Source organism: Nonomuraea sp. 10N515B, from assembly GCF_052245915.1.
Lineage (GTDB): Bacteria > Actinomycetota > Actinomycetes > Streptosporangiales > Streptosporangiaceae > Nonomuraea.
This window is the reverse complement of record NZ_JBQQBQ010000010.1, coordinates 104,113-118,157: the sequence shown is the minus strand read 5'-3', so window position 1 is coordinate 118,157 and position 14,045 is coordinate 104,113. Positions and strand designations below refer to the sequence as shown.

Below are 14,045 nucleotides of genomic sequence, written 5' to 3'. Positions count from 1 at the left end.
CACTTGACCTCCGTATGCGACTTCCGCCCCACATCCTCGTGGTCAACGGCATCAAGGTCCGCCGGCCCGTCTTCCTGCTCGGAGCCCCGCATTCCGGCACGGACCTGCTCGCCCGCGCCCTGAAACGCTCACCCGGCTGCCACGTGACGATGGGCCGCGCGAGCGTGGCGCACGTGGTCTACGCCTTCGCCCGCAGGCCGTCCATCGGCCGCACGTCCGGTGCCGTACGCGTCCTGCGCGACGCGCTCGCCGAGTCGTGGCAGGTGCTGCCCGGCTCCTGCGGGCAGTGCGCCGAGCCGTGCAGGCAGGCGGGCGGCGTCACCGGCGCGGGGCCGTGCGTGGACACCGGCGAGATCACCCGGTTCGGCGACGGCAGCCCCGACCTGATCTACAGCGCCCCCGTGCTGCTGCAAGCGTTTCCCGACGCCCGTTTCGTGCAGCTCATCCGGGACGGCAGGGACGTCGCGGCCGACATGCTGGCCGATCCGGCGTGCCTGGCCTGGTTCCGGCCCGCGATGCTCACGGAGCAGACCGAGTTCCCCAACGCGTTCCTGGGCGTCAACAAGGACGAGCACCTCGACCGGTGGAAGGCCATGCCGGCGGCGGGCAAATGCGCTCTGCGCTGGCGCGGCGCCGTGCGGCTGAGCGCCGAGCTGCGCAGGACACTGCCCGCCGAGCAGCTGCTCACGCTGCGTTACGAGGACCTGGTGCTCAAGCCGGCGCAGGCGGTGGCCACGCTGACGGACTTCCTGGAGACGCGGGTGTCCAAGGTCCCGCTGTACGGGCACGCCGCCAAGGCCGGCTCCTGGCGCAGCCGCCTGCGGCCGGACGACCTGGCGCTGGTGGAGAAGGTGGCGCGCGAGGAGCTCAAGCGGCTGGGCTATCAGTAGCACTGAACTGGGTGCGGTAGAGCTCGGCGTACAGCCCGCCGCGCGCCAGCAGCTCCTCGTGGCGGCCGCGCTCGGCGATGCGGCCCGCGTGCACCACGAGGATCTCATCCGCCTCCCTGATCGTCGACAGCCGGTGCGCGATGACGAGCGACGTGCGGCCCTCCAGCGCGGCCTTCAGCGCCTTCTGCACCGCCGCCTCCGACTCGGAGTCCAGGTGCGCGGTGGCCTCGTCGAGCACGACCACGCGCGGCGCCTTGAGCAACAGCCTGGCCAGCGCGAGCCGCTGCTTCTCGCCGCCCGACAGCCGGTAGCCGCGGTCGCCCACCACCGTCTCCAGCCCGTCGGGCAGGCTCTCGATGAGGTCGCCGATCTGCGCGGCCCTGAGAGCCTCCCAGATCTCCTCATCACTCGCCTCCGGCCTGGCATAGCGGAGATTGGCCGCGATCGTGTCGTGGTAGAGGTGAGCGTCCTGCATGACCACTCCCACGGTGTCGCGGAGCGAGGCGAGCGTGGCGTCGCGCACGTCGAGGCCGTTGATCCGGACGGCGCCCTCGTTGACGTCGTACAGGCGGGAGACCAGCGAGGTGATCGTGGTCTTGCCCGCGCCGGAGTGGCCGACCAGGGCGATCAGCTGCCCGGGGCGGGCGGTGAACGACACGCCCTTCAGCACGGGATGCGACGGGCCGGTGTCCTGCCTGGCCACCGACTCCAGCGAGGCCAGCGAGACCTCCTCGGCGGCCGGGTAGCGGAACCGGACGTCGTCGAACTCGATCGTCACGGGGCCGTCCGGCACCGGGGCGGCATCCGGCTTCTCCGCCACCATGGGCCGCAGGTCGAGGATCTCGAAGACGCGGTCGAAGCTGACGAGCGCGGTCATCACGTCGACGTGCACATTGGACAGCGACGTGAGGGGGCCGTACAGGCGCATCAGGAGCGCGGCCAGGGCCACCAGGGTGCCCAGCTCGAACACGCCGGAGACGGACAGGACGCCGCCGATGCCGTACACCAGGGCCGTGGCCAGCGCCGCGACCAGGCCGAGCGCGACCCTGAACACGGTGCCGTACATGCCGACCGTCACGCCGACGTCGCGCACCCTGGCCGCCCGGCTGCCGAAGATCTGGGCGTCGTCCTCGGGGCGGCCGTACAGCTTGGCGACCATGGCGCCGGCCACGTTGAACCGCTCGGTCGTGACGGAGCTCATCTCGGCGTCCAGCTGCATCTGCTCGCGGGTCAGCGCCGACATGCGGCGGCCGACGAACTTGGCGGGCACGATGAAGACCGGCAGCAGCACCAGCGCGACCAGCGTCACCTGCCACGACAGCACCAGCATGGCGCCCAGCACCAGGACCAGGCTGACCACGTTGGAGACGACCGACGACAGCGTGCTCGTCAGCGCGCGCTGGGCACCGATCACGTCGGTGTTGAGCCTGCTCACCAGCGCGCCGGTCTGCGCCCGCATGAAGAACGCCACCGGCATGCGCTGCACGTGGTCGAACACCTCGGTGCGCAGGTCGTAGATCAGGCCTTCGCCGATGCGGGCCGAGAACCACCGCTGCACCAGCGTCAGACCCGCGTCCACGAGCGCCAGCGCGGCGATCGCCACCGCCAGCCCGACCACGACGCCCGGCTGCCTGGGCAGGATGCCGTCGTCGATGATCGCCTTCATCAGCAGCGGGTTGGCGATCACGATGACCGCGCCGGCCACGACGAGCACCAGGAACGCGGCGATCTGCTTCGTGTACGGCCGGGCGTAGCGCGCGATGCGCCGGACCGTGCCGGGGCGCAGCCGCTGCTTGGTCACCGAGTCGTCACGGCGCAGCGACGCCATCACATGAGGCCCGAAGCCTCCACCCATCATCGCCATCCGGGGGATCCCACCTCCTCCCCCTCAAAGAGCGCCCCGCGCGACGCGCCGATTCCCGCCTAAGCTCACCGCGAAAACGCCCAGCCCGGCACCCTACCCGCGCTCCCGGCCTTCGCCGCGCCCGGCACCCTGCCCGCCGGTCAGGGGAAGAGGGCCTTGAGGCGGGCCGCCTGCTCCAGGCCCTCGGCCACACTCTGCTCCTCCAGGGTGCGTGATCGCGCCCCCTGGAGGAGTCGCTTGGTCGCGGCGGCCGCGTCCCGATTGGTCGACAGCAGCTCCGCGGCCTTGTCTCGTACGGCTTGCGCCAGGTCGCCCCCGGCGACCACTTTCTCCGCGAGGCCGATCCGCATGGCCTCGTCCGCGTGCACGGTCCTGGCCGTCAGGCAGATGTCGATCGCCTTGGCCAGGCCCACCAGCTCCACCAGGGGCTTGGTCCCCGTCAGATCGGGCACCAGACCCAGTGCGGGCTCCTTCATACAGAACGCGACATCATCGGCCACAATCCGCAGGTCGCAGGCGAGCGCGAGTTGAAACCCCGCCCCGATCGCATGCCCGTGCACTGCGGCGACGGAGACGATCTCCGGGCGGCGCAGCCACAGAAACCCCGCCTGGGCCTGTCTGATGCGCTGCTCGAACTCGGCGTCCCCGACTTTGACCGCCGAGCTGAACGAGCCCTGTCCGGGCACCCCCTCAGGTGTGAACATTCGCAGGTCGATCCCTGCCGAGAAGGACGGTCCCTCACCTTTCACGACGACGACGCGCACCTGCTCGGGCAGGCTCTCGCCGATGCGAGCCAGTGCCGACCATGTCGCGAACGTCTGCGCGTTGCGCTTGTCCGGCCGGTCCAGCGTGATCGTCGCTATCTCACCGTCCACCTCGAATCGAAGGCCGATCTCCGCCAATCGCTCGGCTGAGACGTCCTCCGCGTACCCCCCGCGCTGCCGCGCCTCTGCTTCCGTCATCGCCCGCTCCCTCCAGCCACGGTGCTGCCCGTCGCGCCCGAGCTTACAGAATATGATTCTGGGCTCGGGCGCGACGGCGGCTGACTAGGGACGGGCGGCTGCGGTCGCACGTTCCGAGGCGGCCTCAGCGCTTGGACTTGCCTCGAGTCGCCCCGCCGCGCCCACGCAGAGTCACACCGGACTCGCTCAGGATGCGGTGGATGAACCCGTAGGACCGACCGGTCGAAGCGGCCAGCGCGCGGATGCTCTCGCCCGCGGCATAGCGCTTCTTGAGATCACCAGCCAGTTTTTCCCGGTCGGCCCCGGTGACCCGGGTGCCCTTCTTCAGTGTCTCGGCCACGAGTACCTCCTGTAGTGCCGGACTTCCGCAGCGTTACTCCGCCATGATCAGTCATTTCAGCGGGATCGGCTACCTACTCCACGGGAAAAGATCCGTACCCACTCAAATTAAGATCAGGCAAGTGCCACAAGATCGGAAAATTCGTCGCTCCACGCGTCTTCAGTTCCGTCAGGCAGCAAGATCACTCTATCCGGTGACAGGGCGTCAACGGCACCCTCGTCATGTGTAACAAGGACGATTGCTCCTGAATACGACCTCAGAGCGGTGAGAACCTGCTCCCGGCTGACCGGATCGAGGTTGTTCGTGGGCTCGTCGAGAAGGAGGACGTTGGCGCTCGAGAGCACCAGCATGGCCAGCGCCAGCCGGGTCTTCTCACCGCCCGACAGGACGCCGGCGGGCTTGTCGACGTCGTCGCCGGTGAACAGGAACGAGCCGAGCACCTTGCGCAACTCGGTGTCGGTGAACTCGCCGCCGGCCGAGCGCATGTTCTCCAGCAAGGTCCGTCCGGAGTCGAGGGTCTCGTGCTCCTGCGCGTAATAACCGATCTTGAGGCCGTGCCCGGGCCGGATCTCGCCGGTGTCGGGCACCTCGATACCGCCCAGCAGGCGCAGCAGCGTGGTCTTGCCCGCGCCGTTGAGCCCGAGGATGACGACCCTGTGGCCGCGGTCGATGGCCACGTCGACGTCGGTGAAGACCTCCAGCGAGCCGTAGGACTTGGACAGGCCCTCGGCCATGAGCGGGGTGCGCCCGCACGGCTGCGGGTCGGGGAAACGCAGCCGCGCGACCTTGTCGCTCTGGCGCACCTCCTCGGTGCCGGACAGCAACCGGTGCGCGCGGCGCATCATGTCCTGGGCGGCCTTCGCCTTGGTGGCCTTGGCGCGCATCTTGTCGGCCTGCGCCAGCAGCGCACCGGCCTGTTTCTCGGCGTTGGCGCGCTCGCGCTTGCGGCGCTTCTCGTCGGTCTCGCGCTGGGCCAGATAGGCCGTCCAGCCGACGTTGTAGTGATCGATCGCCGACCGGTTGGCGTCCAGGTGCAGGACCTTGTTGACCGTTGCTTCAAGAAGGCCGACGTCGTGGCTGATGATCACCAACCCACCTTGATGGGATCGCAAAAAATCACGAAGCCACCCGATTGAGTCCGCATCTAGGTGGTTTGTCGGCTCGTCAAGAAGGAGAGTTTCCGCCCCGCTGAAAAGAATGCGCGCCAATTCCACACGTCTGCGCTGACCGCCGGAAAGCGTTTGCAACGGCTGCGTCAGCACCCGGTCCGGCAACCCGAGACTGGAGGCGATGGAGGCCGCCTCGGCCTCGGCCGCGTAGCCGCCCAGGACGTGCATCTGGTCCTCGAGCCGGCCGTACCGCCTGACCGCCTTCTCGCGCGTGCGATCATCGGCCGAGGACATGCCGAGCTCCGCCTCGCGCAGCTGGCGCAGCACCTCGTCGAGGCCGCGCGCGGACAGGATGCGGTCGCGCGCCAGGACCTGCAGGTCGCCGGTGCGCGGGTCCTGCGGCAGGTAGCCCACGCTGCCGCTGGTGGTGACGGCGCCCGCGGCGGGCAGCGCCTCACCGGCCAGGACCTTGGTCAGCGTCGTCTTGCCCGCGCCGTTGCGGCCGACGAGCCCGATCTTGTCACCGGCGTTGACGCGGAAGGTGGCTTTCTCAATGAGCAGGCGCGCGCCCGCGCGCAGCTCGATATCATTGGCGATGATCATGGTGGCGGAACACTCCCGGCTAGGAAACGAGGGTTTTGGGCGTGCGACGCCGATCAATCGGGAGTGTGCATAGGGATCAGTGTATGGCCCCGCGCGGAGCCATACCTCCGATTAACGTTCCGCCAGGTGCTTGCCGATCAGGGCGAGGTTGTGAATCGCGGCCAGGCCGTACTGCGCGGCCCCGTTGGTGCTGACGAACGGCGCCTCCTGCAACGGGGACAGCACCTCGGGGCCGTCCACCAGCGTCAGCTCCCAGTTCTCCTGCCGCTGCAACGGGTTCTTGTTGAGCTGGTCGCCCTCGTCGAAGGTGAACTTCCGCCACGCCCACGCGGCCAGGCCGGCGTCGCCGGTGCGGGCGGCCGCGTACGCGGTGAGCCTGCTGTGCGCCTGGATCAGCGAGATGCCGCGCAGCCGCCGCCCCACCTCGGCCTTCTGCTGCTCGGGCGGGGCGAGGTAGAGGCGGCAGTAGTCCAGCCAGGCCCGCTCGAACCCGGGGATGCCCAGGTCGAGCGCGATGAGCTCGGCGCAGATCTCCGGCAGCCCGAACAACGACGACAGGTGTGAGACGGAGATCTTGTCGGTCGCGGTGTCGAAGCGCCCGGTCTCCAGGTTCAGCCGGGCCTCGCCGGTGAGGAAGCCCTGCGGCAGCGCGCCGATGTCGGCCATGGTGCCCAGCAACCGGTCTCTGGCCCGCTCGTCGCCGTGCCGTTCCCAGCGGGTGAGCCAGGCCGCGGCCAGTGAGCCCCAGTCGGTGCCGAGGCCGACCGAGAGCGCCGACGGGTCCGGGGTGTAGACGTCCTCACGCACCTTGCGCGTGGGATCGATCACCACGAACGTCTCCTCCGGCCTGCTCAGCTCGTCCATCAGGTCGCCGGTGCGCTCGTCGGCGGTCAGGTAGTAGTAGAAGCGCCGGTAGGCGGCGTTGGAGATGCGCAGCTGCTTGCAGCTGCAGCCCCAGTGCTGCACGTTGTGCCGGCTGCCCAGGCCTTTCCAGCGGCCCAGGTGGTAGACGTCGACCTCGCCGGTGTGCCGGGTCATGGACTCGGCGAAGCGGAACACGTCGGCCCGGCCGGTGCGCAGATACTGCAGCCACAACCACAGGTCGGGCGAGAGCTCGGAGTTGTCCCAGGCGTAGCCGCCCACGTCGTAGCGCCAGGTGTGGCGGTCCGGGTCGTAGGTGTGCATGACGTCGCCGTAGTCCCAGAACCCGTACCAGCGTCGCTGCTCGCGCTCCCGGACGTACAGGTCGAACAGGAAGTCCAGGCGGTCCTCGATGCGTGCGAGCGCGGGCGTGGAGCGGTCGGGCAGCTCCCAGACGCCGAACACGCCGGCCTCCCGCACCCGCTCGGGGGTCGCGGCGAGCAGTCCGGGCTCGTTCATGGCGGCCGCGTAGGCGGCGAGGTCGGCCGAGGAAGGCGTGGCGTCGAGGGCGCGCAGGGTCAGCTCATGGGTACGCGCCACGCCGTGGGCGTCGCCGAAGCCCGGCTCGTAGTCCTCGTAGGTGATCTCCAGGCCCTCCAGCTGCTCGGCGAAGGTGTCCTGGCCCATGCCGTCGTGGTAGAAGCGCAGGTCCATCGCGGGCGCCGACGGCGACCACAACCAGACGGTCGCGGTGGCGACCTCGGTGGCCGCGCTCCTGATGTCGAGGCGGGTGGGGTGCAGGCGCCAGAAGTCGCGCAGCCCGAAGCCGAGCCCGCCGCTGACGCCGCCCACGTAGCCATAGCCGCCCGACCGGGTACCCGACGGGATCGTCACCCACGCGTGGCCGTCAGCGGTGCGCTTGCGCAGCGTGAAGCCGTCGGCGGAGCCCTGGTCGAGCGTGTAGTCGTTCCAGGCGGGGATGAGGTGCAAGCGGTTGCCGACCTCCGGGTCGATCTCGCCGCACGGCCGGCCGGCGACCTGCGCCTGGCGTACAGATTCGCCGGGGTCGCGGCGCAGCCCGGTCAGGCCGCGTACGGCCTCGGTGAGGAAACCCCCGGCCCCGGCGAGCCGGACGTGCCGGTCGTGGAGCTCGTCGCGCATGACGACGTCGGCGCGCAAGCCGAGCCCGGCCAGGAAGTCCCGCTCGGGGTCGCCGTCCCAGACGAACGTGTGCATGATCCGCACGTCCTCGGCGCCGGCGTAGAAGTACAGGCGCACGGTGAACGGCAGCCAGTCGCCGTGCCGGCCCTCCAGCCGCACCACGGCCCGCACGGGACCGTCCTGCTCCACCATGACCCGCTCGACCACGCCCGTGGCCTGCTCGCGGGCCACCGGGCCGCCTTCGTCGGGCGTGGGCTCGTGCTGGCGGAGGCTGACCAGGCGGACGTCCCTGGCGATCTCGCGGCCGCCCCGGGAGATCGAGCGGGCCAGCGTCGCGCCCGTCTCCTCAATCGTCCAGGTGACAACGCCCGTGCCGACGGTCAGCACGCCGCCCTCTCGGGTGACGGTGACGGGAGTCGCGGGCGCGGCCGGCCCGCGGCCGGGCTCCAGCCGGTACGCGACCGCGGACCCGGAGCCCGTGCCGGCGCCCGGCTGGGCGCCGATGGCGTGCGCCGACCACTTGACCGAACCGTCCGGCCAGGTCGCGGTGACCCAGCTCTGCACCGGCACCTCGCGGCCGTCCGCGTCAGCCACCGCGAAGGGCGCACCACGCTCGACCGCGCCGCGCCGCCACGGAACCCCCCAGGTCACCCCTTGCTCACCCGGACGGTCCAGCCAGCGCAGCCCTGTCATGCGATCTCCTTCAGTCGCGCGGCGACGATCGCGGCCACCTCGTCGGCGCCACGGAAGCAGAAGTGCGTGTCGTCGGCGATCCCGTCTGGATAGAGCGGGTGCACGCCGGGCGGGAAGTGCGTGAACAAGGCCTTGGACCCGTCCGGGCCGAGCCGCTCGTACAGCTCGGTGGTGGCGGCGGTCAGGTCGATCAGCGGCACGTCCTCAGCGGCGGCCAGCGCACGGACCCGCTCGGGGTAGTCACCGTGCGTGGGGATCAGCCGCTCGCCCTCCCATCGGCGCCGCTGCACCGGGGTGCACAGGACGGGCCGCGCCCCGGCCCCGCGCGCCTCCTTCACGAAGGCACGCAGGTTGTCCTGGTACGGCAGGCCGCGATCCTTCTGGTCGTTGTGCCCGAACTGGATCACTACCACGTCACCGGGCACGACCTCGCGCAGCAGCGCCGCCCACAGCCCTTCGGCGCGGTGACTGGCCGTGGTGGCGCCGCCCTTGGCGAAGTTGCGCACCGGGCGGCCTACGTACGCGCCGAGCTGCGCGCCCCACCCCGACATGGGCGCCTCGAAGGCCGGGCACGAGGCCACCGTCGAGTCCCCGGCCAGCAGGACCGTGTGCGTCATTCCTTGACCGACCCGATCAGCACACCCTTGACGAAGTGCTTCTGCAGGAACGGGTAGAAGCAGAGGATCGGCAGCGTGGCGATGACCACGACGGCGAACTTCAGCCCCTGGGTGGGGAAGAACACGGTCTCCATGGCCGACAGCGCGTTCTGCGCGTCCGCGCCGGTGAGCTGGCGGACCAGCACCTGCAGCGTCCATCTACTGGAGTCGTCGATGTAGAGCAGCGGCGACATGTAGTCGTTCCAGATGCCCACGGCGTAGAACAGCGAGAACGTCGCGATGATCGGCTTGGACAGCGGCAGCACGATCTTGAAGAAGACGCCCATCTCGGTGGCGCCGTCAATGCGCGCCGCCTCCTCCAGCGCTTCGGGCAGCTCCTGGAAGAAGCTCTTGACGATGATCAGGTAGAAGGGGTTGATCGCGAGCGGCAGGATCAGCGCCCAGTAGCTGTTGAGCATCCCCAGGTCGCGGACGACGAGGTAGGTGGGGATGATGCCGCCGCTGAACACCACCGTGAAGATCACCAGATTGAGCACCAGGGTACGGCCCGGCAGGTACCGCTTGGCCAGCGGATAGGCCATGGTGAGCGTGAGCGCGACCTGGATGACCGTGCCGACGATCGTCACCCCGATGGTCGTGAGCAGCGCCCTGATGAACACGTCGGTGGCGAAGATGTACTCGTAGGTGCTGGTGACGAACTTCTCCGGCCACAGGAAGAACGTCCGCGAGGAGATCTCCGACTCGGAGGCGAACGATCCGGCCAGGACGTACAGCAGCGGCAGGAGGGTGATCATCCCCAGCCCGACGAGGACGGCGATGTTGATCGCGTCGAAGACGCGGCTGCCCACAGAGCGGTATTGGTTCACAGACATGAGCGCTCCTAGAACAAGCCACGCTGGCCGAGGCGCTTGGCCAGCCAGTTGGAACCGAAGATCAACAGGACTCCCACAACGCCCTTGAACAGGCCGACGGCGGTCGCGTAGCTGAACGCGCCCTGGTTGATGCCGACGTAGTAGACGAAGGTGTCGAAGACGTCGGCGGTACCGCGGTTCAGGTTGTTGGTCATGAGCCAGATCTGCTCGAAGCTCATGTCGAGCAGGTTGCCGGACATGAGAATGGCCATGACGACGATCGTCGGGCGGATCGCCGGGAGCGTGACGTGCCACAGCTGCCGCCAGCGTCCCGCGCCGTCCATCCTGGCCGCCTCGTACAGCTCCGCGTTCACCCCGGCCAGGGCCGCCAGATAGATGATCGTGGTCCACCCGGTGGTCTTCCAGAGCGTCTGCAGGATGATGATCGGCCGGAACCAATCGGGCTGCGCAACGTAGTCGATCTTCTGCCCGCCCAGGATCTCATGGACCCAGCCCGCGAGGACGCCGTAGTCGACGGAGAACAGGATGTACGTCAGCGACGCGACGATCGTCCAGGACAGGAAGTGCGGGATGTAGATCAGCGACTGCACCGAGCGCTTGAGTATGTTGATCCGCAGCTCGTTCAGCATCAGCGCCACGATGATCGGCGCCGGGAAGACGAAGATGACGTTCAGGAACGCCAGGTACAGCGTGTTGTACATCAAGCGGTTGAAGTCGGGCCCGGTGAACAGGTCCACGAAGTGCTTGAAGCCCACCCATTCGCTGCCGTTGTAGCCCAGGAACGGCACGAAGTCCTGGAAGGCGATCTGCAGGCCGCGCATCGGGACGTACTTGAAGACGAAGAAGTACGCCAGCCCGGGGATGAGCAGCAGGTACAGCCATCGGTAGCGCCACAGCGTGCGGGCTCTGTCGGGCTTGTGCCCGGCTACCTTGGCCGCCTTGACCGGTGGCGGCGCCAGGTCGGTGGCCACTCGGCCTCCTTTCTAAGGGAGGGGCCCGTTGAGGGCCCCTCCCGGGTCACATCACTGGCCGAGCTTGGAGACCAGGTCGTTGATCTCCTGGGCGATCTGCGTGCCGCCGCTGTCGTACCAGCGCTTGATCTCGGCCTTCAGCTGCTCCTCGGTGAGCTGGCCGGCGAGGTACTTGATCCGCGCGTCGGTGACGATGGGGTTGAGCGTCGCGCCCTTGGCCACCAGGGTCGGCGGGACCACCGGCAGGCTCGGGTCGAACACGGCCGTCTTCAGGTCCTCGGCCACGCGCTCCTTGCGCTCGGCCAGGTCCTTCCGGTACGGCGCCTCCGGGGGAACCCGCGGGTAGGCGATACCGGTGGTGCCGGTGCTGGCCTGGGTGCCGAGCTGGATGAAGGCCTTGTCGACGTCGTCCTGGACCTGCTTGACCTTGGGGTCTTCCTGGTTGATCAGGACGGCTTCGCCGTTCTCGACCTTGAAGTTGCGTCCCTCGATGCCGTTGCTGAGCAGGACCTGGCCTTCCTTGCTTGCCAGCTTGTCGAGGGTCTTCAGCAGCTCGTCGAGCTGAGCCTCGGTCTTCACCCGCTGCTTGGAGACGGCCAGGATGTCGTTGTAGCCGCTGAACGGCAGGGAGAACTTCTTGCCGTCAGGACGGGAGAGGTTGCCGACGGTGAGGACCTTGTCGCCGTAGGTCTGCGGGTCCTGCTCCTTGAGCAGGTCGAGCAGCTGGGTGGTGCGGACGTCGACGTCGATGATGATGCCGCCCTTGTTCTGGACGAACGGGTCGTTCCACTTGGCGGTGTCGAGCGTGTTCCAGTCCGGGTTGACGAGGCCCTCGTCGATCATCTTCTTCGTGAAGCGGTTGGCCTCGAAGAACTCGGGCGTGTCGAACTCGGGCACGAGCTTGCCGTCGCGCTCGCCCCAGTTGTTCGGGGCGCCGAACCAGACGTCGATCACGTTGAACGGGTTGGAGGCCGCGAACTCGACGCCCGGCCACTTGGGAATGATCAGGCCGTAGGTGTCGTCCTTGCCGTTGCCGTCCGGGTCCTTCTTGGTGAACGCTTCGGCGATCTTGTAGAGGTCGTCCGTGGTCTTGGGCGCCTCCAGGCCGACCTTCTTCAGCCAGTCGGCGCGGATCATGACCGCGGAGCGAAGCAGCGGCCTGGTCCGGTAGGGGCCGTAGATCTTGCCGTTGATCGAGGAGTTGAGCAGGACCTTCTCGTCACCGACCAGGTTGGGGTACTTCTTGATCTTGTCGGTGAGGTCCCAGAACGCCCCGGCCGCCGCCGCCTTGCCGAAGGCCGGCGACTTCGGGTTGACCACCATGACGTCGGGGATGTTGGCGGAGGCCAGCGTGACGTTGACCTTCTCCTGGTAGTCCGCGTTCGGCACCCAGGTGACCTGGATCTTCTTGCCGAGGAACTTCTCGATCGCCTGGTGCAGCTCGCCCTGCGGGTTCGGGGCCGTGCCGAACAGCTTGGTCATGAAGGTGATGGTGTTGGCGTCGGCCTGGCTCGACTCGCCGCCACCGCCGGTGCCGGAGCAGGCGGTTGCCAGCAGGGCGGTCGCTAGCGTTAACGCACCAGCCATGAGCCGACTACGAGATGCGCTCATAGGTTCCCTTTCGAATGCAGGCGCGCCTCGTTCTCCTGGAAGAAGCGCAGGCAGAGCCAGGTGTTGAGGTAGATCCACGCGCCGACGCTGATGATCAGCGCGAGGACGGGCAGCGTCGCGGTCACGTAGGCGATCGCCCAGAGCGCGAACAGCAACAGCACGGTGGAGGCCGGCCGGGTCATTGCCAGGAGCGACGCCTTGGGGATGTAACCCCAGAGCGGCAGCTCGTAGTGCACGTACAACGGTCCGATGTACGCGCCGACCGCGGCCAGGGCGAGCAGCGCGACGAACGTCGCAAGCCGCAGCCCGCCCGATTCCGTACCTTGCGCGGCAAAGTACAGGTAGTTGCCGATCAGCACGGTGGCGAGCAGCGCCACCGGCAGGACCAGCAACGAGGCCCGGACGAACTCCCGTCGGTAGACGGTCCAGAATTCACGCCAAGCCTGAAACGATTCATTACGAGCATGCCTCCGAGCCAGGGTGTAGGCGGCTACGGTGGCGGGCCCGAGCCCGAGGATCACGCCTCCCGCGAGGGTGAAGACGATCCACATCAGGTTCAGCTGGACCGCCCAGATCAGCTCTGAACAGGCAGCTTGGATTCTGATCGACAGTGCGGGATGGTTCATCCGGCATACCACCTTTCGTGGCATCTGCACGGATCGGGGGTGGGTTGTTGCCCCGCAGTTCCTGCCCCGTTACAGGCGAGTGAACGGCGGGTTGGTGCGAAATTAGTGTTGAATCGACTCAAAGTCAATGAGCCCAGACGCGGAGATTTCCGTACTCTCCGATCAGCGGAGCCATCTGACGAAACCCGACCTTGCCTCCTGCCAGGGCGGACCCGCCGATCGAGCCGTCGTCCGCCCAGCGGAACGAGACCAAATCGTTGATTGAGAAGGTGATCTCCGCCCCCTTGACGTCGAGGCGGACGGCGTAGGGGCCCTCGGCGTCGAGCACCGCCGGGAGCGGGTCCGGGCCCTGCGCGACCAGGTGGAAGCCGTGGCTTTTGCGCAGGTTGCAGGTGTGCAGGGCACGCTCGGAGGCCCACATGCGGCGGAAATAGGAGACGTGGTAGGCGTCGATGTCGCCGTGGTGGTACTGGTCATACGGGCCGGCGCGCTTGGCCAGGCCGGGGTCGAACAGGTCCTCGCCGTTCCTGCCCCGGGCGTGGAAGAACATGATGGCCAGGCCCGGCTCCCTGACCGGCCAGAAGTCCCACTCGATGCTGATGTCGCCGGGGAAGCCCTCGGGGCACCACAGCACCAGGTTGGCCGCCTGGCCGTCGGAGGCGGGTCTTCGGCTCTCCAGGCGCAGGCGGCCCTGCGGGAAGGAGACGGCGCCGTCCCCCTCCATGCGGAAACCTTCCAGGTCGTCGGGGGTGGCGAGGGGGTTGTGATAAATGATCTCGGGCAAGGGGGTTCCTTCCGGTGGGCACGCCGACAGGGGCCTCGCCCTGTCACTGGCATGGCCCGGAATCGGTGGCGAGGAAGCGGT

12 protein-coding genes are annotated in these 14,045 nt (G+C 68.4%); 1 reads left to right on the top strand and 11 read right to left on the bottom strand.

Annotation, left to right across the window (positions count from 1 at the left end; genetic code table 11):
* Window positions 1-14 precede the first annotated feature (14 nt).
* A complete protein-coding gene (locus tag ACTWQA_RS17230) occupies window positions 15-890 on the top strand; it encodes a sulfotransferase family protein (protein ID WP_443160211.1) in 876 nt (291 codons plus the stop codon).
* Here ACTWQA_RS17230 and ACTWQA_RS17225 read toward each other — a convergent pair.
* From ACTWQA_RS17225 to ACTWQA_RS17175, 11 genes are all read right to left on the bottom strand, one after another.
* A complete protein-coding gene (locus ACTWQA_RS17225) occupies window positions 868-2,754 on the bottom strand; it encodes an ABC transporter ATP-binding protein (RefSeq protein WP_443160210.1) in 1,887 nt (628 codons plus the stop codon). The genes ACTWQA_RS17230 and ACTWQA_RS17225 overlap by 23 nt on opposite strands.
* A gap of 140 nt (window positions 2,755-2,894) precedes the next feature.
* On the bottom strand, window positions 2,895-3,716 hold the full coding sequence (locus ACTWQA_RS17220) for an enoyl-CoA hydratase/isomerase family protein (protein WP_327580878.1): 822 nt from the start codon (window positions 3,714-3,716) through the stop codon (window positions 2,895-2,897).
* Window positions 3,717-3,840: 124 nt separating this feature from the next.
* Entirely contained in the window at window positions 3,841-4,056 is a 216-nt protein-coding gene (locus ACTWQA_RS17215; protein WP_020547488.1) for a helix-turn-helix domain-containing protein, read from the bottom strand.
* A gap of 113 nt (window positions 4,057-4,169) precedes the next feature.
* Entirely contained in the window at window positions 4,170-5,768 is a 1,599-nt protein-coding gene (locus tag ACTWQA_RS17210; protein WP_443160209.1) for an ABC-F family ATP-binding cassette domain-containing protein, read from the bottom strand.
* A gap of 111 nt (window positions 5,769-5,879) precedes the next feature.
* On the bottom strand, window positions 5,880-8,483 hold the full coding sequence (locus tag ACTWQA_RS17205; RefSeq protein ID WP_443160208.1) for an exo-rhamnogalacturonan lyase family protein: 2,604 nt from the start codon (window positions 8,481-8,483) through the stop codon (window positions 5,880-5,882).
* Complete coding sequence (locus tag ACTWQA_RS17200; RefSeq protein WP_443160207.1) at window positions 8,480-9,100, bottom strand: rhamnogalacturonan acetylesterase; 621 nt, start codon at window positions 9,098-9,100, stop codon at window positions 8,480-8,482. Before ACTWQA_RS17200 ends, ACTWQA_RS17205 begins: the two co-directional genes overlap by 4 nt.
* The gene (locus ACTWQA_RS17195; RefSeq protein ID WP_305921338.1) at window positions 9,097-9,972 is read right to left on the bottom strand and encodes a carbohydrate ABC transporter permease; all 876 of its coding nucleotides are present in this window, start codon (window positions 9,970-9,972) and stop codon (window positions 9,097-9,099) included. Before ACTWQA_RS17195 ends, ACTWQA_RS17200 begins: the two co-directional genes overlap by 4 nt.
* An 8-nt stretch (window positions 9,973-9,980) precedes the next feature.
* Window positions 9,981-10,943 (bottom strand): ABC transporter permease, encoded by a 963-nt coding sequence (locus ACTWQA_RS17190; RefSeq protein ID WP_443160206.1) that lies wholly within the window; start codon window positions 10,941-10,943, stop codon window positions 9,981-9,983.
* Between the two features lie 51 nt (window positions 10,944-10,994).
* On the bottom strand, window positions 10,995-12,530 hold the full coding sequence (locus ACTWQA_RS17185; protein WP_305921336.1) for an extracellular solute-binding protein: 1,536 nt from the start codon (window positions 12,528-12,530) through the stop codon (window positions 10,995-10,997).
* Window positions 12,531-12,550: 20 nt separating this feature from the next.
* Window positions 12,551-13,180 (bottom strand): YesL family protein, encoded by a 630-nt coding sequence (locus ACTWQA_RS17180; protein ID WP_443160205.1) that lies wholly within the window; start codon window positions 13,178-13,180, stop codon window positions 12,551-12,553.
* A gap of 124 nt (window positions 13,181-13,304) precedes the next feature.
* A complete protein-coding gene (locus tag ACTWQA_RS17175) occupies window positions 13,305-13,964 on the bottom strand; it encodes a DUF1961 family protein (RefSeq protein ID WP_443160204.1) in 660 nt (219 codons plus the stop codon).
* Between the last annotated feature and the right edge of the window lie 81 nt (window positions 13,965-14,045).